Below are 17606 nucleotides of genomic sequence, written 5' to 3' on the forward strand. Positions count from 1 at the left end.
GCGGTGAGCGCCCTCCACCAGCAGGATCAGTCGCGGAAGTTTTTAAACTGGAACGGCTGTCCCAAATCACCGCCACGAACCAGCGCCATTGCGGCCTGTAAATCATCACGGGATTTACCCGTTACGCGTAGCTCCTCTCCCTGAATCTGCACCTGAACTTTGGTCTTGCTGTCTTTAATCAGCTTCACAATTTTCTTGGCGATAGCAGACTCAATGCCCTGCTTAAGCTTAGCTTCCACGCTCCAGGTTTTACCGCTGTGCACGAACTCGTCCGGCACATCGATTGAAGCACCTTCAATACCGCGCTTAAGCAGCTTGGCACGAAGAATATCCAATAGCTGGTTGACCTGGAAATCAGACTCGCTGGCAACTTTAATGGACTGATTTTTCTCGTTCAATTCAAAGGTTGCCGGCACATTACGGAAGTCAAAACGGGTCGCAACCTCACGTTCCGCGTTTTCGATGGCGTTACGCACTTCCTGGATATCGATTTCAGACACGATGTCAAAAGATGGCATATTTTCTTCTCCCTCTCTTTTTTGTTGCGTTGCATAATACCCGCTGGGCCGCGCAAAACAACCCGTTAAAGCACAAGAGAGCCCTGTATAATATAGATTACGCATAACATCCGCGCAGTTTGTGGATGGGGAGGCAAAATGAAAATCACCGTATTGGGTTGCGGTGCGCTAGGCCAACTCTGGCTGGCATCACTTTATAAGCAAGGACATGAGGTCCAGGGCTGGCTACGGGTTCCCCAACCTTTCTGTGCCGTAAATCTGGTCGAGGTGGACGGCAGCGCCTTTAATGAATCGCTGACGGCTAACGATCCCGATTTTCTTGCCAGTAGCGATCTGCTGCTGGTAACGCTCAAGGCCTGGCAAGTTTCCGGAGCCGTCAAAGCGCTGGCCTTATCGCTGCCGGAATCCAGCCCCATTTTGCTGTTACATAACGGCATGGGCACGCTGGAAGAATTAAGGGCGCTTCGCCAACCCGTTTTACTGGGCGTAACTACGCATGCCGCAAAGCACGACGGCAACATTGTTATTCATGTCGCCAACGGCACCACGCATATTGGCCCGGGAAATGCCGCAGGCAGTGATTTCAGCCGCCTCGCAGAGGTTCTGCATCATGCCCTTCCCGACGTGGCCTGGCATGACTTTATCCTTCCCGCAATCTGGCAGAAACTGGCGGTAAACTGCGTAATTAACCCGCTTACCGCGCTCTATAATTGCCCTAACGGCGAATTAAAAAATTACCATGGCGAGGTGGTGAGTATTTGCAACGAAGTGGCGCTGGTCATGGAGCGCGATGGTCACCATACCTCGCCTGAAAGCCTGCTTTACTATATTGAGCAGGTTATCGACAGCACCGCGGCGAACATTTCGTCGATGCTGCAGGATGTGCGCGTGCAGCGCCATACCGAAATTGACTATATCACCGGATATTTACTGCAGCGCGCGCGGGCTCATGGCCTTGCGTTGCCCGTCAATAGCCGTCTGTATGAGCTGATTAAGCGTAAGGAGAATGAATATGAGCGTTCAAGCTCTGGTCTGTCTGGCGCCTGGGACTGAAGAGATGGAAGCCGTTACCACTATCGATTTACTGGTACGCGGCGGCATTAAAGTGACGACGGCAAGCGTTGCAAGCAACGGCGATCTCACTGTTACCTGCTCACGCGGCGTAAAACTGGTCGCCGATGCCCCGCTGGTTGAAGTAGCCGATGGGGATTTCGACGTCATCGTATTACCCGGCGGATTAAAAGGCGCGGAATGCTTCCGCGACAGCCCGTTGCTGGTAGAAACCGTGCGGCAATTCCATCTTTCCGGACGGATTGTCGCCGCTATTTGCGCGGCGGCCGGAACGGTTCTGGTGCCTCATGAAATCTTTCCGATTGGCAATATGACAGGCTATCCCGGCCTGAAAGATACCATTCCGGAAGAACAATGGCAGGATAAGCGCGTGGTCTGGGACCCTCGAGTCAAACTGCTGACCAGCCAGGGGCCGGGCACGGCGATTGATTTCGGTCTGAAGATTATCGACTTACTGGTTGGGCGAGAAAAAGCGCATGAGGTTTCTCAGCAGCTTGTGATGGCCGCCGGGATTTACAGCTACAGGGATTATCAGTAAATGCAGTACCGGGTGGCGCGGGCTTACCCGGCCTGCAATTGAGATACCGTAGGGTGGATTAGCTTGCGCCATCCACCTTCCGATTTTTTGGCAATTAAGCGCGATAAACCTTTACGTTATTAAATCCTTGCTCACGCAGATACAGCGCCTGCAGGCGGCTCATTACGCCACGCTCACACCACAGCAGGTAAGTTTTGCTCTGGTCGAGATCGCCAAACTTAGTGCTTAGCTTATAGAACGGCAATGACGCCACTTCCACGCCTTCTGGCTTGAAAGGCTTCTCGTCCTGCTCGTCAATAGAACGGATATCCAGCAGCACGTCATTCGGGCCGAAGGCGTCAACCGTTTCAACCTCTGTGACCACTTCTTTGGTCTGGTTTGCGATATCGCGGATATCAATGTTCGTCGCTTCTTCGACCATTTTATCGAGAATCGAGAAATCAAAGTTGGCTTCTTCCGCCTCAATCTTCGCCTTCACTGCCTTCACGGTTGGGCTTTTCGAGATAACGCCGCAGTATTCCGGCATGGTGCGAGCAAAGTCAGCAGTGCCAATTTCACGCGCCAGATCGATGATGTGCTCTTTATCGTGTGAAATCAGCGGGCGCAGAATTAGCGTATCGGAAACGTTATCGATAAGACGCAGGTTGGTCAGAGTCTGGCTGGAAACCTGGCCCAGCGCTTCGCCGGTCACCAGCGCCTGCACGCCGTAACGCTCGGCAACCTTCGATGCCGCGCGTACAAACATACGTTTGAGCACAACGCCCATCTGGCCGTCTTCAACTTTCTCAAGAATTTCGCCTACCACCGGCTCGAAGTTAATCGCCACAAAGCGCACGCGGTGAGAGCTGCCGAAGCGGTTCCACAGATAGTGGGCCACCTGCTTCACGCCGATTTCGTGGGCTGCGCCGCCAAGGTTAAAGAAGCAGTAATGCACGCGGCAGCCGCGACGCATCAGCATATAGCTGGAAACGCCGGAGTCAAAACCGCCGGAAATCAGCGACAGCACGTCTTCCTGCGTACCAATCGGGAAACCGCCGATGCCTTCATAGCGGCCTTTCACCAGCAGCAGACGATCGTTTTCGATTTCCAGATTCACCGTCACGTCCGGGTGGGTCAACTTCACGCGCGCGGATTCGATATGCTGATTTAAACCGCCGCCAACATAACGTTCTACTTCGATAGAGCTAAACTCATGTTTACCGCGACGCTTAACCCGCACGCAGAAAGTCTTCCCTTCCAGTTGGTCGCGATAAAGTTCCAGCGCCTGCTCGAAGATATTGTGCATATCGGTGAAGGGCACGTCTTCCACTTCGAGAATATGGTGGATGCCGGGAATACGCGTTAACGCTTCGCGAATGGCGATACGCTGGTTTTCGTCTTTGGCGCGAACTTCGATATTGTCCCAGTGGCGAACAACCGCCAGATCTTCATCGTAGTGTTTTAAAACGTTGCGAATGTTCCCGGTGAGCATCTTAATAAAGCGTATGCGCACAGATTGGCTTTTAATGGTGATTTCAGGGAACAATTTAATGATAAACTTCATGGCGCTCATGATTTGTTGGTGAGCCATGCATGCGTTGAAGCATGCGGGCTGAAAGACTTAAAGAATTGCAGAAGCGAATACGCGGCTGCATCCGAGGCGCGAAAGTATATCACAACGCCCGATAACCGACATGCTCATGCTTACTTGCTTATCCAATTGAGTCCGCTACCATGGCGGCGTTGCACATTTATTAGAGTCAGACATTCACTATGCCGAAAAAAACCGAAGTCCCCGTAAGCTTTGAAACCGCGCTTGTGGAACTTGAGCAGATTGTTACTCGTCTGGAAAGTGGCGAACTGCCGCTGGAAGACGCATTAAACGAATTTGAACGCGGTGTGCAACTGGCTCGTCAGGGTCAGGTGAAGCTGCAGCAAGCAGAACAGCGAGTGCAAATCCTGCTGAGCGAAAATGAAGACGCGCCCCTTACGCCTTTCACGCCGGACGCCGAGTAAAAATGGATTTAAATCACGATCTTCAGGCCCATGCCGAGCGAGCTAACGCTGCTCTGCTACGCTTTTTATCCCCGCTGCCGTTTCAGAACACTCCTCTGGTTGAGGCGATGCATTACGGCGCACTATTAGGGGGTAAACGCCTTCGTCCTTTCCTGGTATACGCTACCGGTGAAATGTTCGGCGTAGCAGATGAGGCGCTGGACGCCCCGGCTGCGGCAGTAGAATGTATCCACGCCTACTCTTTGATGCATGACGATCTCCCGGCGATGGATGATGATGATTTACGCCGCGGGCAGCCGACCTGTCATATCAAATTCGGCGAAGCCAGCGCAATTCTGGCAGGAGACGCCCTGCAAACGCTGGCGTTCTCTATACTCAGTGAAGCCCCAATGCCCGGTGTGGAAATAGCCGACCGTCTGGCGATGGTCAAAGAGTTAGCCGCCGCCAGCGGCGTTGCAGGTATGTGCGGCGGCCAGGCGCTGGATCTGGCAGCAGAAGGTAAACAGGCCACTCTCGAAGAGCTTGAGCAGATTCACCGCCATAAAACCGGTGCTCTGATTCGCGCAGCCGTGCGCCTTGGCGCTTTAAGCGCGGGCGACGCCGGGCGAAAAGCCCTGCCGCTGCTCGACCGTTATGCCGAATGCATTGGCCTGGCATTCCAGGTACAGGACGATATTCTCGACGTGGTTGGCGACACCGCGACGCTAGGTAAGCGTCAGGGCGCCGATCAACAGTTGGGTAAAAGCACTTACCCGGCGCTGCTTGGGCTGGAAAATGCCAAAGCTAAAGCGTGGGATCTGTATCAGGATTCTCTCCGTGCGCTGGAAGGACTTGCGGCACAGTCGCTAAATACAGCGGCGCTGAAAGCGTTAGCGAGCTATATAATCCAACGTGATAAATAATATTAATTTAGCCTTCAGCATTCGAGTCGCAGCTAACACTCCTGCGGTTTGAAGAATGATGGATAAAAATGAGTTACTAATTTAATGAGCTTTGATATTGCCAAATACCCGACCCTGGCGCTGGTGGACTCGACCAATGAGCTTCGCCTGCTGCCAAAAGAGAGCTTGCCGAAGCTGTGTGATGAGCTGCGTCGTTACCTGCTTGATAGCGTAAGCCGTTCCAGCGGGCACTTTGCCTCCGGGCTTGGCACGGTAGAACTGACCGTGGCGCTGCATTATGTTTACAACACGCCCTTCGATCAGTTGATTTGGGATGTGGGTCATCAGGCCTATCCGCATAAAATTCTGACCGGTCGTCGTGACCAGATTGGCACTATCCGTCAGAAAGACGGCCTGCATCCGTTCCCGTGGCGCGCAGAGAGCGAATACGATGTGTTGAGCGTTGGCCATTCGTCCACTTCGATAAGCGCTGGGATCGGCATCGCTGTAGCGGCGGGTAAAGAAGGTAAAGACAGGCGCACGGTTTGCGTAATCGGCGACGGCGCCATTACCGCAGGCATGGCATTTGAAGCCATGAACCACGCCGGGGATATTCGCCCGGACATGCTGGTGGTATTAAACGACAATGAAATGTCGATCTCCGAAAACGTCGGGGCGCTTAACAACCATCTGGCGCAAATCCTTTCCGGTAAGCTCTATTCCACCCTGCGGGAAGGCGGTAAAAAGGTCTTCTCCGGCGTGCCGCCGATTAAAGAACTTCTCAAGCGTACCGAAGAGCACATCAAAGGCATGGTCGTGCCGGGCACGCTGTTTGAAGAGCTTGGTTTTAATTACATCGGGCCGGTAGACGGACACGATGTTATCGGGCTGGTGAATACGCTCAAAAATATGCGCGACCTGTCCGGGCCGCAGTTTCTGCACGTAATGACCAAAAAAGGACGCGGCTACGCGCCCGCCGAAAAAGACCCCATTAGCTTCCATGCGGTGCCGAAGTTCGATCCTAAAAGCGGCACGCTGCCAAAAAGCGCAGGCGGTCTGCCGAGCTATTCAAAGATCTTCGGTAACTGGCTGTGCGAAACCGCAGCAGGCGATGACAAACTGATGGCGGTTACGCCCGCCATGCGCGAAGGCTCAGGGATGGTGGAATTTTCTCGCCAGTACCCACAGCAATATTTTGACGTGGCGATTGCCGAACAGCACGCGGTAACCTTTGCCGCGGGCCTTGCTATTGGCGGTTACAAGCCTGTTGTCGCTATCTATTCAACCTTCCTGCAACGCGCTTACGATCAGGTTATCCACGACGTGGCTATCCAAAAACTGCCGGTGCTTTTTGCTATCGACCGCGCGGGCATTGTTGGCGCGGACGGGCAAACACATCAGGGCGCATTCGATCTCTCCTTCCTGCGCTGTGTACCTGAAATGGTCATCATGACGCCGAGCGACGAAAACGAATGTCGTCAGATGTTGCATACCGGCTATCACTACAACGAAGGCCCAAGCGCGGTTCGTTACCCGCGCGGTAACGGCACCGGCGTTGAATTACAGCCGCTGGAATGCCTGCCAATCGGTAAAGGCGTGAAAAAACGTAAAGGTGAGAAAATTGCCCTGCTCAACTTCGGCACTCTATTAGAAGATGCCGCCAAAGTTGCAGAATCGCTGAATGCCACGCTTGTTGATATGCGTTTTGTGAAACCGCTTGATGAAGCGCTGATTCTTGAACTGGCCGCCTGCCACGAGACGCTGGTGACCCTTGAAGAAAACGCTATTCAGGGCGGGGCTGGCAGCGGCGTGAATGAAGTTTTGATGGCCAACCGCAAAGTGGTTCCGGTGCTAAACATCGGCCTGCCGGATTTCTTTATTCCCCAGGGCACTCAGGAAGAAGCGCGCGCGGCTATTGGACTTGATGCCGAAGGTATCGAAGCGAAAATCCGCGCCTGGCTTAACTAAATCCCTTCCCCGCTCCTGCTATGCTTAAAAGGCAAACCCTTATAAACATAGCAGGAGTGGAAGCATGCAATACAACACGTTAGGAAAAACAAACCTTAAGGTTTCCCGCCTTTGCCTTGGTTGCATGACCTTCGGAGAACCTGACCGGGGTAAACACGCCTGGACACTGCCTGAAGAGAGCAGCCGTCTCATCATCAAGCACGCCGTTGATAACGGCATTAATTTCTTTGATACCGCCAACAGCTATTCCGACGGTAGCAGCGAAGAGATTGTCGGACGTGCGCTGAAAGACTTCACGCGTCGCGAAGACGTCGTTATTGCCACCAAGGTCTACCATCAGGTAGGCGACCTGCCGGAAGGACTCTCCCGAGCGCAGATCCTGCGATCGATTGACGATAGCCTGCGTCGCCTGGGCACCGATTATGTCGACCTGCTGCAAATCCATCGCTGGGACTACAACACGCCAATCGAAGAAACGCTCGAAGCCCTGAACGACGTGGTGAAAGCAGGTAAAGCGCGTTTCATCGGCGCGTCATCGATGCACAGCGAGCAGTTTGCTCAGGCGCTGGCGCTGCAGGATCGGCACGGCTGGGCGCGTTTTGCCACCATGCAGGATCATTACAATCTGATTTATCGTGAAGAAGAGCTCGATATGTTACCGCTGTGCTACCGGGAAGGAGTAGCCGTCATTCCCTGGAGTCCGCTCGCCCGTGGCAAGCTGACCCGCCCTTGGGGCGACACAACAGCACGTTCAGTATCCGATGAGTTTGGCAAAACGCTGTACGAAGGAAGCGCTGAGAACGATGCGGTAATTGCCGAACGTCTGGCAAACGTCGCCGCAGACAAAGGCGTTTCTCGCGCTCAGGTTGCGCTGGCATGGCTGTTAAGCAAACCGGGGATTGCGGCGCCGATAATCGGCACCTCGCGTGAACAGCAACTCGATGATTTGCTTGGGGCGGTGGATCTTACGCTGGAACCAGAAGAAATTGCCGAGCTTGAAATGGCCTATAAACCGCATCCGGTGGTGGGATTTAAGTAAAAAACGCCCTCGTAAAGAGGGCGCTTTTTTAAATCAGACCAATCGGCCAGTGGTGTCCAATCAGGTAGATTATCCCTGCTGAAAGCACGCCTGCGACGATATCATCGATCATGATCCCCATACCGCCGTGCACGTTGCGGTCAAACCAGCGGATTGGCCACGGTTTCCACATATCGAGGATACGGAAGATCACAAATCCGGCGGCAACCCAACGCCAGTCGTTAGTCGGCAAGGCCATCAGCGTTATCCACATGCCGATGAATTCGTCCCACACGATGCTGCCGTGGTCATGAACACCCATGTCGCGCGCCGTTTGATGGCACAAATAAACGCCGATACAGATTCCCAGCATCACCACCAGCGAATAAAGCTGCCACGGCAGGAATGTCATCAGATACCAGAACGGGATCGCGGCGAGCGACCCCATGGTGCCGGGTATAATCGGGCTTAATCCGCTACCGAACCCGGTAGCCAACAAATGCCAGGGATTGAGCAAGTTCAGGCGGCTTTTTGCCACATCTTTAGTGCGACGCAAAGTGGTCATATCCTTTTAAATCCACGGTGACAGGTTTGCCGTCTTCAAAGAAATGAAGCCCTTCTGAAGCTGGTCCAACCTGGCCGATACAGGTAAACGGCACGCCCAGATTGCCAATAGCGACATCCAGCGCGCCGCGATTCAGTTCAGGAACCGTAAAGCACAGCTCATAATCTTCGCCGCCGGAAAGCGCCCAGCGCAGAGCCTGTTCGGGGTCAACGTTATCGCGCACCGCATCTGAATATGGCAACCAGTCGAGCATTATCCTTGCACCGCAATCGCTGGCTTTGAGGATATGGCCGAGATCGGAAATCAAGCCGTCGGAAAGATCGATTGCGCTGCTCGCCAGATCTCGCAGGGCCTGGCCGTGCAGCACGCGAGGTTTTGGCCGCAGATGGCGTTTCACCAGATAATCCGCCTGCTGAGGATTTTCCACATCCAGACGATCCTGCAGGATCGCCAGACCAGCGGCGCTGTCGCCAGGCGTTCCGGTGATGTAAATCCAGTCGCCGGCACGGGCGCCGCTACGCTTAAGCGCGCGCCCTGCCGGCACCAGACCGTGAATACCCAGCGTCATCGCAAGCGGGCCACGAGTGGTATCGCCGCCAATTAACTGCATATCGTAGTAATCAAGCTGTTCAAACAGGCTGTCGCTAAAGGCTTCAAGCCAGGATTCATCAACTTCAGGGAGGGTAATGGCCAGGGTTAACCAGGCAGGATCGGCGCCCATAGCGGCCAAATCGCTTAAGTTAACAGCCAGCGCTTTGTAGCCCAGATCGCGCGGACTGATGTCCGGCAGGAAGTGAATACCCGAGACAAGCGTATCGGTGCTAATCGCCAGCAACTGCTTTTCCGCTACGCTCAGCAATGCACAATCGTCGCCAATACCGGTTTCAACATCACGACGGGTACTTCTTACGCGATCAAAATAACGGGCAATCAGGGAAAACTCACCGCATGCCATGCGTTATGCCTCTGAAAGATATAAAAAAGAAGGCCGGATATCCAACACCTTTCGACTACCAGGACTAAAGCGCTAATCGCGTTTAGACCCGGAACTCAAATGCTAGTGAATATTAACCGGCCTGATGGAGATTATTTTCTGTGGGGACGGATTTCAGGTGCGGCTTTATCAAGCACACCGTTGACGAATTTATGGCTGTCTTCGGCACCAAAGGTTTTCGCCAGTTCGATGGCTTCGTTAATTGCCACTTTGTACGGCACGTCATCACGTTTTGACAACTCAAACAGCGCGATGCGCAGTACCGCTTTTTCTACCTGGCCCAGCTCTTCAAGCTGGCGTGACAGGTAAGGCTTCATCAGCCCATCCAGATACGCGCTGTTAGTAGCCACCCCGCTCAGCAGTTCGCGGAAATAGTTAACGTCAACGTCTTTGACGTCTTGTTCCGCCAGGAACTGGTATTCGACATCAGAGATGTCGTTGCGAGATAACTGCCAGGAGTAAAGCGCCTGAACGGCACACTCACGGGCACGGCGACGAGCAGCAGGTTTCACAGATTTCCCCTTACAAAAAATCAGGCCTTGATGGCTTTCAATACATTAATCATTTCAAGCGCGGTCAGTGCGGCTTCCGCACCTTTGTTACCGGCTTTTGTGCCAGCGCGTTCGATGGCTTGTTCAATACTTTCGGTGGTCAGCACGCCGAAGGCGACCGGAATCCCCGTTTCCTGAGCGACATGAGCCAGGCCGTTGCTGGCGCCGCCGGCAACGTATTCAAAGTGGGCAGTGCCACCGCGAATAACCGTACCCAGCGCGATCACCGCGTCATAACGTTTGGTTTTCGCCAGTGCGTCTGCGGCCAACGGCAGCTCGTAAGCACCCGGCACCCAGACAACGGTGATGTTTTCGTCTTTGACCTGGCCGATACGTTTCAGGGCGTCGATAGCACCTTCCAGCAGGCTGTCATTGATGAAGTTGTTAAAACGCGCGATGGTGATGGCGACGCGAGCGTCTGGAGTAGCAACGGCTGCTTCAATAATGTTCATAATCTTCCTTTACGGGTTCTGTTTAGCCCCGCAGGGGGGCGGATTTTATCATAATCTTTTGGCGACTGCTTACGTTTTGACTGTCCTAATAACGGGGCGTCAAATGCAGGCACAAATCCGGGCCGACGTGGCGAACTTCGCTAAACGTAAACTCAGGCGCATCGGCTAATTTATCGAGGCCCGGCAACTGGCACAGCCCTCGCGCATCATTTCCTAAAAGCTTAGGAGCAACATAGACAATCAGTTCATCAACAAGACCTGCCTGAAGCAACGCGCCGCCCAAAGTTGCGCCCGCCTCCACCCACACCGAGTTAACCTGGCGTTTGCCAAGCAGCATCATCATTACCACCAGATCCAGATGGCCGTTGTGCTGCGGCACAATAAACTGCTCAACGCCTTCCGGCCAGGCCTGTTCGTCCGCCGCGCAGCGCGCAAGCCAGGTTTCACCGGGCTGGGAGATGATTTTGTGCCGGGGCGTCACGCGGTTTTGGCTGTCGATAATAATGCGCGTTGGCTGGCGTAAATTCTCTTCGGTGTAAACAACCTGCGTCGCCTCGCCCAGTTCATTCCAGCGCACTGTCAGCGAAGGATCGTCCGCCAGCACGGTGGCGCTACTGCTCAGAATAGCGGCGCTCTGCGCACGCAGGCGCTGCACGTCACGGCGGGATTCAGGGGAAGTAATCCACTGACTTTCTCCGCTCGCCATCGCCGTGCGGCCATCCAGCGAGGCGCCCAGCTTTAACTGAATATAAGGAAATCCCGTGCGCATGCGCTTGAGGAACCCCCGGTTGAGAGCTTCCGCTTCGCCCATCATCAGTCCGTGGCTGACATCAACACCCGCCTGCTGCAAGCGGTACAATCCACGCCCGGCAACTTGCGGATTCGGGTCCTGCATGGCCGCCACCATTCGCGTTACGCCCGCAGCAATCAGCGCATCGCAGCATGGCGGCGTGCGGCCGTGATGACTGCAAGGTTCGAGCGTCACGTAAGCCGTAGCTCCTCGAGCCTTTTCACCCGCCATACGTAATGCATGCACTTCCGCGTGCGGCTCGCCTGCGCGAAAATGAAAACCTTCACCAACTATCTTGCCGTCTTTGGCGATCACGCAGCCAACGTTTGGATTCGGCATGGTGGTAAAACGGCCGCGCTTTGCCAGTTGCAGGGCGCGCGCCATAAATTTTTCGTCAAGCGACATCAGGCTAGTCCTGTAAACGGGCGATCTCTTCGCCAAATTCGCGGATATCTTCAAAGCTGCGGTATACCGATGCAAAGCGGATATAGGCCACTTTATCCAGCTTCTTAAGCTGCTCCATCACCAGGTTGCCGATCATTTTGCTCGGCACTTCCCGTTCGCCGGTTCCACGTAGCTGCGATTTGATGTGATTTACCGCCATTTCGACATCGTCTGAGCTGACAGGACGTTTTTCCAGCGCTTTTAAAATACCGCTACGCAGCTTGTCTTCATTAAAGGGTTCGCGAACGTCGTTGCTCTTCACCACGCGCGGCATCACCAGCTCAGCCACTTCAAAAGTGGTAAAGCGTTCGTTACAAACCAGACACTGGCGCCGACGACGCACGGAAGAACCTTCGCCAACAAGACGGGAGTCGATCACTTTAGTGTCTACTGCGAAACAGAATGGGCAATGCATGGCGCGTCCTGAGGGATTATTCAATTAGACAATAGTTTACCGCGAAGTCGCAGGAGTACAAAGGCAGCGCTCTGTCACATCGCTGAAATATGACTTTTTATCGGCAAACAGCTACGCTTACATCAGCAATAACGATTAAGGAATTATAAGCCATGACAAAGACTTACTTAAGATTTCTCCTGGTTGGCAGCCTGATAAGCCTGTCCGCTTGCGCTCAGCAAAGCGAAGTGCGCCAGATGCGCCAGGAAGTGGGTTCATTAAATCAGCAGATGACGAAGCTTGGCGATCAGAGCATAAAGCTTACACAGCAAAATTCGCTGAACGCGAAATCCACTACCGGCGTTTATCTGCTGCCGGGCTCCAATACACCGGCCCGCCTGAACAGCCAGATTGGCAATCTGCAAATGTCGTTGAGCAATGTAGCTGCGGAAGCAAACGGCACACGCGCAACGCTTACCATCAAAGGAGAATCCAACGATCCTCTACCGGCATTTACCGGCGAAATTGCATGGGGACAGTTTCAGGGCACTACGGATAACTACCAGGAGGTGAATGTCCAGACGCAACGGATTGAGGCTCCGGCAAGTGTACTGGCGCCAAGCGATGTGACCATCCCGCTGCGTCTGCCGGGGATTACGCCTGACCAGTTAGGGTTCGTGCGTATTCACGATATCCAGCCGAACGTGCCGTAGGATTGATAAACTAAGCGCCATCCACCGCTTGCTGGCAACAGACTCGGCGGATGGCAGTTGGCGCAGGCTTATCCGCCCTATAAATGCATCCGGAAATATATATCCTGACACACCTTCCCGCACAACTTGCCAAACAATTTGTCATTAGCTTTCCCGATGCCACTGCGTGATATCCATCACATTTACTTGTAACACTCAGACACTCATTTGCTTAATTTTCCGTGGCAGGTACAATCACGCCGTTTTTAATGTATGCAAACGTGAACGCAATCGATTACGTGTGTGACGATAATGTGAAATGAAACATATTTTTGTGAGCAGGGATTTCTATAATAGGCGCGCCGATTAAAAACCAGGTGAATGGTTGATGGCTTCAGGTGGCGACTCACCTCCTCCCCTCACGGGAATCATGTAAAACAGTGGCAAAAAATATGAAAAAAATTATTCTGGCGGCCGGCACCGTTCTGGCACTTTCAAGCTCTTTCTCCGCAACCGCGGAAGAAACTAAAAACAGCGAATATATCTCTGACTGGTGGCACCAGAGCGTAAACGTGGTAGGCAGCTATCACACTCGCTTCGGGCCGCAAATCCGTAACGATACCTATCTGGAATATGAAGCTTTCGCCAAAAAAGACTGGTTTGATTTCTACGGCTACATGGATGCCCCAGTATTCTTCGGCGGCAACAGCACGGCAAAAGGTATCTGGAACCACGGTTCTCCGCTGTTTATGGAAATTGAGCCGCGTTTCTCTATTGATAAGCTGACCGGCGCCGACCTGAGCTTCGGTCCGTTTAAAGAATGGTACGTTGCTAACAACTACATTTACGACATGGGTCGTAATAAAGATGGCCGTCAGAGCACCTGGTACATGGGTCTGGGTACCGACATCGACACCGGTCTGCCAATGAGCCTGTCCATGAACGTGTACGCTAAGTACCAGTGGCAGAACTACGGCGCATCCAACGAGAATGAGTGGGACGGCTATCGCTTTAAAGTGAAATACTTTGTGCCTATTACTTCCCTGTGGGGCGGCAACCTGAGCTACATCGGCTTCACCAACTTTGACTGGGGTTCAGATCTGGGCGATGACAACTTCTACGACAATAACGGTCGTCATGCTCGCACCAGCGACTCTATCGCATCAAGCCACATCCTTGCGCTGAACTACGATCACTGGCACTACTCTGTGGTGGCTCGTTACTGGCACAACGGCGGTCAGTGGAACGATGACGCAAGCCTGAACTTCGGCAGCGGCGACTTTAGCGTGCGTTCTACCGGCTGGGGTGGCTACCTGGTGGTTGGTTACAACTTCTAAGATTTACCAGCTTGTCGGGTGGCGCTACGCTTACCCGACCTACAAAACCCGAGTTTGTAGGGTGGATAAGCAATTGCGCCATCCGCCGTGACCCAGCCTCAAACCAGCTTAATAGCTGGTTTTTTTTCGCCTATTTCCAGATTGCTGACGAAAAAAAACCGCAGCACCAGGCTGCGGTTTTAGCATTCAGCGAAATCGTTAAACGATCACGGCAGAATGGACGGCTGGTCCGCGCCTTCTTTCTCTACTTTCTGCTGCAGCATGTGCTCGCGCTTCATGCCCAGTTTCAGCGCCAGTGCGGACGCCACGTAGATGGAAGATGCTGTACCGATGGAAACACCGATAAGCATGGTCAGGGAGAAGCCTTTGAGCATCGCACCACCGAACAGATACAGCATCAGGATAACCACTAAAGTGGTACCGGATGTGATCAAAGTCCTGTGCAGCGTCTGGGTTAACGACACGTTGAAGATTTCGTAAGGCGTTCCGCGACGGATTTTGCGGAAGTTTTCACGAATACGGTCAGATACCACGATGCTGTCGTTAAGCGAGTAGCCGATGACCGACATCAAAGAGGCGACAATGGTTAAGTCGACTTCAATATGGAACAGCGATAACACGCCCATGGTGATGATGACATCGTGCGCAAGCGAGATAACCACACCGGCCGCCAGACGCCACTCGAAGCGGAAACCGACATACACCAGAATGGAAATCAGCGCCACCAGCAGCGCCATCGCACCGTTCTGCGCAAGATCCGCACCTACGCTTGGCCCCACGAACTCAATGCGTTTTACCGCAGCGTTCTGGCTGGTCGCATCGTTAATCACGCTAACGACTTTGCTCCCCAACACCTGGCCGCCTGTATCGCTCTGAGCAGGAGGCATGCGCACCATAATGTCACGGCTGCTGCCGAAGTTCTGCACCAGCGGCTCAGCAAAGCCCGCTTTTTCCAGCGCTTCACGCATCTGATCCAGGTCGGCTGGTTTTTCCAGCGAGATTTCGATGACCGTGCCGCCGGTAAAGTCCAGACCCCAGTTGAACCCCTTCACACCGATAACGATGACTGAAAGGATCAGCAACAGGCCGGAAATGCCGAAAGCCCAGTAATCCCAGCGCATAAAGTCATAGACTCTACGCCCGTGGTTTAATTGTTCAACAGTATATTCCTGTGCCACAACGCACTCCTCAGATAGACAGCTTGTTGATGCGTTTGCCGCCGTACAACAGGTTTACGATGGCACGGGTACCGACGATTGCGGTAAACATGGACGTCGCCACACCAATACCGGTTGTGATCGCAAAGCCTTTAATTGCCCCGGTGCCAACGGCATACAGGATGATGACCTTGATAAGCGTCGTGATGTTGGCATCAAAAATAGAGCTGAACGCGCCCTGATAGCCTTCGTGGATTGCCTGCTGTACCGAACGACCGTTACTAAGTTCTTCCTTAATACGTTCGTTTATCAGTACGTTAGCATCCACCGCTACGGCAAGGGTTAACACAATACCCGCAATACCCGGCATGGTTAACGTCGCTCCCGGCAGCAGGGACATAATCCCGACTATCAGTACCAGGTTAACAAGCAGCGCCGAGGTCGCAATCAGGCCAAACTTCTTATAGAAGAAGAGCATAAAGATGATTGAAACCGCCAGGCCCGCCAGACAAGCTTCCAGACCCTGCTTGATGTTTTCCATACCCAGGGTTGGGCCGATGGTACGTTCTTCAACAATCTGAATTGGCGCAATCAAGGCACCGGCACGCAGCAGCAAAGAGAGCTGACGAGCTTCGTTCGGGTTGTTGATGCCGGTGATACGGAAGCTGTTGCCCAGACGCGACTGAATGTTCGCCACGTTGATAACTTCTTCTTCCTTCACCAGAACCGCACGGCCGGTCGAGTCTTTCTTACCGCTGTCTTTGTACTCCACAAACAGGGTCGCCATCGGCTTGCCGATGTTGTCCTTGGTGAAGTTAGACATGATGTTACCGCCGGCGCCGTCGAGGGAAATATTAACCTGCGGCTGGTTGTACTCATCGGTGCTTGAAGTGGAATCGGTGATATGGTCGCCGGTGAGGATCACGCGCTTGTACATGACAATCGGCTGACCTTCACGGGTTTGTTTCACTTCAGAATCACCCGGCACACGGCCTGACGCTGCAGCCGACTGATCGACGTTGGTATTAACCAGGCGGAATTCCAGCGTAGCAGTCGCGCCGAGGATTTCCTTCGCACGGGCTGTATCCTGAATACCCGGCAGCTCAACCACGATACGATCGGCGCCCTGCCGCTGCACCAGAGGCTCAGCAACGCCTAGCTGGTTAACACGGTTACGCAGAATGTTGATGTTCTGCTGAACGGCGTATTCACGCGCTTCACTCAGGCGTGCATCCGACATTACAGCGCGCAGCACATTGCTGCCCTGGTTTGAGAAGACCAGATCGCGGTGACGCGGAGCTAAGTAAGCGGAAGCCGCATCGCGGGCAGCGCTGTCACGAAAGACAACGTCGACACCATAGTTATCGGCTTTACGCACGTTGGTGTAAGCAATGCTTTTTTCACGCAGATCGCTGCGCAGGCCTTCAGTGGTTTGTTCCTGCAGCTTGCTCAGCGCGGTGTCCATGTCGACTTCCATCAGGAAGTGAACGCCGCCACGCAGGTCAAGACCGAGTTTCATCGGCTCAGCGGAGAGGGCGGACAGCCAGCGTGGCGTTGCCGGAGCAAGGTTAAGCGCAACGACGTATTTGTCGCCCAACACGCTCATCAGCGCTTCACGGGCGCGCAACTGCGTATCCGTGGAGTCAAAGCGTACAAGAATCGCACCCTCGGATAGAGCCACAGACTTAGCGGTAATTTTTTCTTCTTTTAAGGTGTTCTGGACCTGGATCAGCGTTTGCTCACTGGCGGCGACACCGCGCGCGCCAGTTAACTGAACTGCCGGATCCTCACCATACAGGTTGGGAAGTGCGTATAGCAGGCCGACGATAATCACGACGACCAGCATGATGTACTTCCACAAAGGATAACGGTTTAACACGGTAGTTCCCTTAGGGAAAACGAAAATTACAGCGCCTTCATGGTGCCTTTCGGCAGAACGGCAGCTACGAAATCACGCTTGATAACCACTTCATTGGTTTCGTTCAGCGCGATAGAAATGTAGCCAGTATCAGCAACTTTCACTACGCGCCCTACCAGACCGCCGGTCGTCAGCACTTCATCGCCTTTTGCGATGGAGTCCATCAGTTTCTTGTGCTCTTTAGTGCGTTTTTGCTGTGGACGCAGGATCATGAAATAGAAAATCAGACCAAAGACCACCAACATCAGAATCAAAGAGTACGGGCTACCCTGCGCTGGAGCACCTGTTGCCGCTACCGCATCAGAAATGAAAAAGCTCATTAA

At 53.5% G+C, this 17606-nt stretch carries 19 protein-coding genes; 8 read left to right on the forward strand and 11 right to left on the reverse strand.

Annotated elements, in window-relative coordinates:
• Nucleotides 1–26 precede the first annotated feature (26 nt).
• Nucleotides 27–518, reverse strand: a complete 492-nt coding sequence (locus tag MUA00_RS08100) for a YajQ family cyclic di-GMP-binding protein (RefSeq protein WP_271122585.1) — start codon at nucleotides 516–518, stop codon at nucleotides 27–29.
• 138 nt (nucleotides 519–656) lie between these two features.
• On the opposite strand from MUA00_RS08100, the gene panE reads away from it, so the two are divergent.
• Together panE and yajL are read left to right on the forward strand one after the other, a co-directional pair.
• On the forward strand, nucleotides 657–1571 hold the full coding sequence (gene panE / locus MUA00_RS08105) for a 2-dehydropantoate 2-reductase (RefSeq protein WP_271122586.1): 915 nt from the start codon (nucleotides 657–659) through the stop codon (nucleotides 1569–1571).
• Nucleotides 1531–2127: a protein deglycase YajL gene (gene yajL, locus MUA00_RS08110; RefSeq protein WP_271122587.1), complete on the forward strand. Its 597-nt coding sequence runs from the start codon at nucleotides 1531–1533 to the stop codon at nucleotides 2125–2127. The genes panE and yajL overlap by 41 nt, the downstream gene beginning before the upstream one ends.
• Before the next feature lie 94 nt (nucleotides 2128–2221).
• On the opposite strand, the gene thiI is transcribed toward yajL, so the two are convergent.
• On the reverse strand, nucleotides 2222–3670 hold the full coding sequence (gene thiI / locus MUA00_RS08115; protein WP_271122588.1) for a tRNA uracil 4-sulfurtransferase ThiI: 1449 nt from the start codon (nucleotides 3668–3670) through the stop codon (nucleotides 2222–2224).
• Between the two features lie 209 nt (nucleotides 3671–3879).
• Here thiI and xseB point away from each other — a divergent pair, with 209 nt between their 5' ends.
• The 4 genes from xseB (at nucleotide 3880) to MUA00_RS08135 (ending at nucleotide 8010) form a co-directional block, all read left to right on the forward strand.
• Entirely contained in the window at nucleotides 3880–4122 is a 243-nt protein-coding gene (gene xseB, locus MUA00_RS08120; protein ID WP_121265327.1) for an exodeoxyribonuclease VII small subunit, read from the forward strand.
• A gap of 2 nt (nucleotides 4123–4124) precedes the next feature.
• Complete coding sequence (ispA, locus tag MUA00_RS08125) at nucleotides 4125–5024, forward strand: (2E,6E)-farnesyl diphosphate synthase (protein WP_271122589.1); 900 nt, start codon at nucleotides 4125–4127, stop codon at nucleotides 5022–5024.
• Between the two features lie 84 nt (nucleotides 5025–5108).
• Nucleotides 5109–6971, forward strand: coding sequence for a 1-deoxy-D-xylulose-5-phosphate synthase (gene dxs / locus MUA00_RS08130; RefSeq protein WP_271122590.1), 1863 nt, complete (start codon nucleotides 5109–5111; stop codon nucleotides 6969–6971).
• Nucleotides 6972–7035: 64 nt separating this feature from the next.
• Nucleotides 7036–8010, forward strand: a complete 975-nt coding sequence (locus MUA00_RS08135) for an aldo/keto reductase (protein WP_271122591.1) — start codon at nucleotides 7036–7038, stop codon at nucleotides 8008–8010.
• Nucleotides 8011–8038: 28 nt separating this feature from the next.
• Here MUA00_RS08135 and pgpA read toward each other — a convergent pair whose 3' ends face one another.
• The 6 genes from pgpA to nrdR form a co-directional block, all read right to left on the reverse strand.
• Nucleotides 8039–8554, reverse strand: a complete 516-nt coding sequence (gene pgpA, locus MUA00_RS08140) for a phosphatidylglycerophosphatase A (protein ID WP_271122592.1) — start codon at nucleotides 8552–8554, stop codon at nucleotides 8039–8041.
• Entirely contained in the window at nucleotides 8532–9509 is a 978-nt protein-coding gene (gene thiL, locus MUA00_RS08145; RefSeq protein WP_271122593.1) for a thiamine-phosphate kinase, read from the reverse strand. The genes pgpA and thiL overlap by 23 nt, the downstream gene beginning before the upstream one ends.
• Before the next feature lie 131 nt (nucleotides 9510–9640).
• The gene (gene nusB / locus MUA00_RS08150; RefSeq protein ID WP_271122594.1) at nucleotides 9641–10060 is read right to left on the reverse strand and encodes a transcription antitermination factor NusB; all 420 of its coding nucleotides are present in this window, start codon (nucleotides 10058–10060) and stop codon (nucleotides 9641–9643) included.
• Nucleotides 10061–10080: 20 nt separating this feature from the next.
• On the reverse strand, nucleotides 10081–10551 hold the full coding sequence (gene ribH / locus MUA00_RS08155; protein ID WP_271122595.1) for a 6,7-dimethyl-8-ribityllumazine synthase: 471 nt from the start codon (nucleotides 10549–10551) through the stop codon (nucleotides 10081–10083).
• Nucleotides 10552–10636: 85 nt separating this feature from the next.
• Nucleotides 10637–11746, reverse strand: a complete 1110-nt coding sequence (ribD, locus tag MUA00_RS08160; RefSeq protein ID WP_271122596.1) for a bifunctional diaminohydroxyphosphoribosylaminopyrimidine deaminase/5-amino-6-(5-phosphoribosylamino)uracil reductase RibD — start codon at nucleotides 11744–11746, stop codon at nucleotides 10637–10639.
• A 4-nt stretch (nucleotides 11747–11750) separates the two neighbouring features.
• Nucleotides 11751–12200, reverse strand: coding sequence for a transcriptional regulator NrdR (gene nrdR, locus MUA00_RS08165; protein ID WP_064549177.1), 450 nt, complete (start codon nucleotides 12198–12200; stop codon nucleotides 11751–11753).
• 152 nt (nucleotides 12201–12352) lie between these two features.
• Here nrdR and MUA00_RS08170 point away from each other — a divergent pair, with 152 nt between their 5' ends.
• Nucleotides 12353–12892 (forward strand): SadB/YajI family lipoprotein, encoded by a 540-nt coding sequence (locus MUA00_RS08170; RefSeq protein WP_271122597.1) that lies wholly within the window; start codon nucleotides 12353–12355, stop codon nucleotides 12890–12892.
• Between the two features lie 431 nt (nucleotides 12893–13323).
• Nucleotides 13324–14208, forward strand: coding sequence for a nucleoside-specific channel-forming protein Tsx (locus MUA00_RS08175; RefSeq protein ID WP_271122598.1), 885 nt, complete (start codon nucleotides 13324–13326; stop codon nucleotides 14206–14208).
• A gap of 206 nt (nucleotides 14209–14414) precedes the next feature.
• On the opposite strand, the gene secF is transcribed toward MUA00_RS08175, so the two are convergent.
• Genes secF through yajC form a run of 3 tightly spaced genes read right to left on the reverse strand, consistent with a single transcriptional unit; the run spans nucleotide 14415 to nucleotide 17603 of the window.
• Nucleotides 14415–15386, reverse strand: a complete 972-nt coding sequence (gene secF / locus MUA00_RS08180) for a protein translocase subunit SecF (protein WP_271122599.1) — start codon at nucleotides 15384–15386, stop codon at nucleotides 14415–14417.
• A gap of 10 nt (nucleotides 15387–15396) precedes the next feature.
• Nucleotides 15397–17244 (reverse strand): protein translocase subunit SecD, encoded by a 1848-nt coding sequence (gene secD / locus MUA00_RS08185; RefSeq protein WP_271122600.1) that lies wholly within the window; start codon nucleotides 17242–17244, stop codon nucleotides 15397–15399.
• Nucleotides 17245–17270: 26 nt separating this feature from the next.
• Entirely contained in the window at nucleotides 17271–17603 is a 333-nt protein-coding gene (yajC, locus tag MUA00_RS08190) for a preprotein translocase subunit YajC (protein ID WP_271122601.1), read from the reverse strand.
• Nucleotides 17604–17606: the final 3 nt, after the last annotated feature.

The sequence above is a fragment of the Dryocola boscaweniae genome (assembly GCF_025215095.1).
GTDB classification, from domain to species: Bacteria; Pseudomonadota; Gammaproteobacteria; order Enterobacterales; family Enterobacteriaceae; genus Dryocola; species Dryocola boscaweniae.

Coding starts and splice junctions, on each gene's coding strand:
- MUA00_RS08100 (WP_271122585.1), bottom strand. CDS start 518: ATGCCATCTTTTGACATCGTGTCTGAAATCGATATCCAGGAAGTGCGT.
- panE (WP_271122586.1), top strand. CDS start 657: ATGAAAATCACCGTATTGGGTTGCGGTGCGCTAGGCCAACTCTGGCTG.
- yajL (WP_271122587.1), top strand. CDS start 1,531: ATGAGCGTTCAAGCTCTGGTCTGTCTGGCGCCTGGGACTGAAGAGATG.
- thiI (WP_271122588.1), bottom strand. CDS start 3,670: ATGAAGTTTATCATTAAATTGTTCCCTGAAATCACCATTAAAAGCCAA.
- xseB (WP_121265327.1), top strand. CDS start 3,880: ATGCCGAAAAAAACCGAAGTCCCCGTAAGCTTTGAAACCGCGCTTGTG.
- ispA (WP_271122589.1), top strand. CDS start 4,125: ATGGATTTAAATCACGATCTTCAGGCCCATGCCGAGCGAGCTAACGCT.
- dxs (WP_271122590.1), top strand. CDS start 5,109: ATGAGCTTTGATATTGCCAAATACCCGACCCTGGCGCTGGTGGACTCG.
- MUA00_RS08135 (WP_271122591.1), top strand. CDS start 7,036: ATGCAATACAACACGTTAGGAAAAACAAACCTTAAGGTTTCCCGCCTT.
- pgpA (WP_271122592.1), bottom strand. CDS start 8,554: ATGACCACTTTGCGTCGCACTAAAGATGTGGCAAAAAGCCGCCTGAAC.
- thiL (WP_271122593.1), bottom strand. CDS start 9,509: ATGGCATGCGGTGAGTTTTCCCTGATTGCCCGTTATTTTGATCGCGTA.
- ribH (WP_271122595.1), bottom strand. CDS start 10,551: ATGAACATTATTGAAGCAGCCGTTGCTACTCCAGACGCTCGCGTCGCC.
- ribD (WP_271122596.1), bottom strand. CDS start 11,746: ATGTCGCTTGACGAAAAATTTATGGCGCGCGCCCTGCAACTGGCAAAG.
- nrdR (WP_064549177.1), bottom strand. CDS start 12,200: ATGCATTGCCCATTCTGTTTCGCAGTAGACACTAAAGTGATCGACTCC.
- MUA00_RS08170 (WP_271122597.1), top strand. CDS start 12,353: ATGACAAAGACTTACTTAAGATTTCTCCTGGTTGGCAGCCTGATAAGC.
- MUA00_RS08175 (WP_271122598.1), top strand. CDS start 13,324: ATGAAAAAAATTATTCTGGCGGCCGGCACCGTTCTGGCACTTTCAAGC.
- yajC (WP_271122601.1), bottom strand. CDS start 17,603: ATGAGCTTTTTCATTTCTGATGCGGTAGCGGCAACAGGTGCTCCAGCG.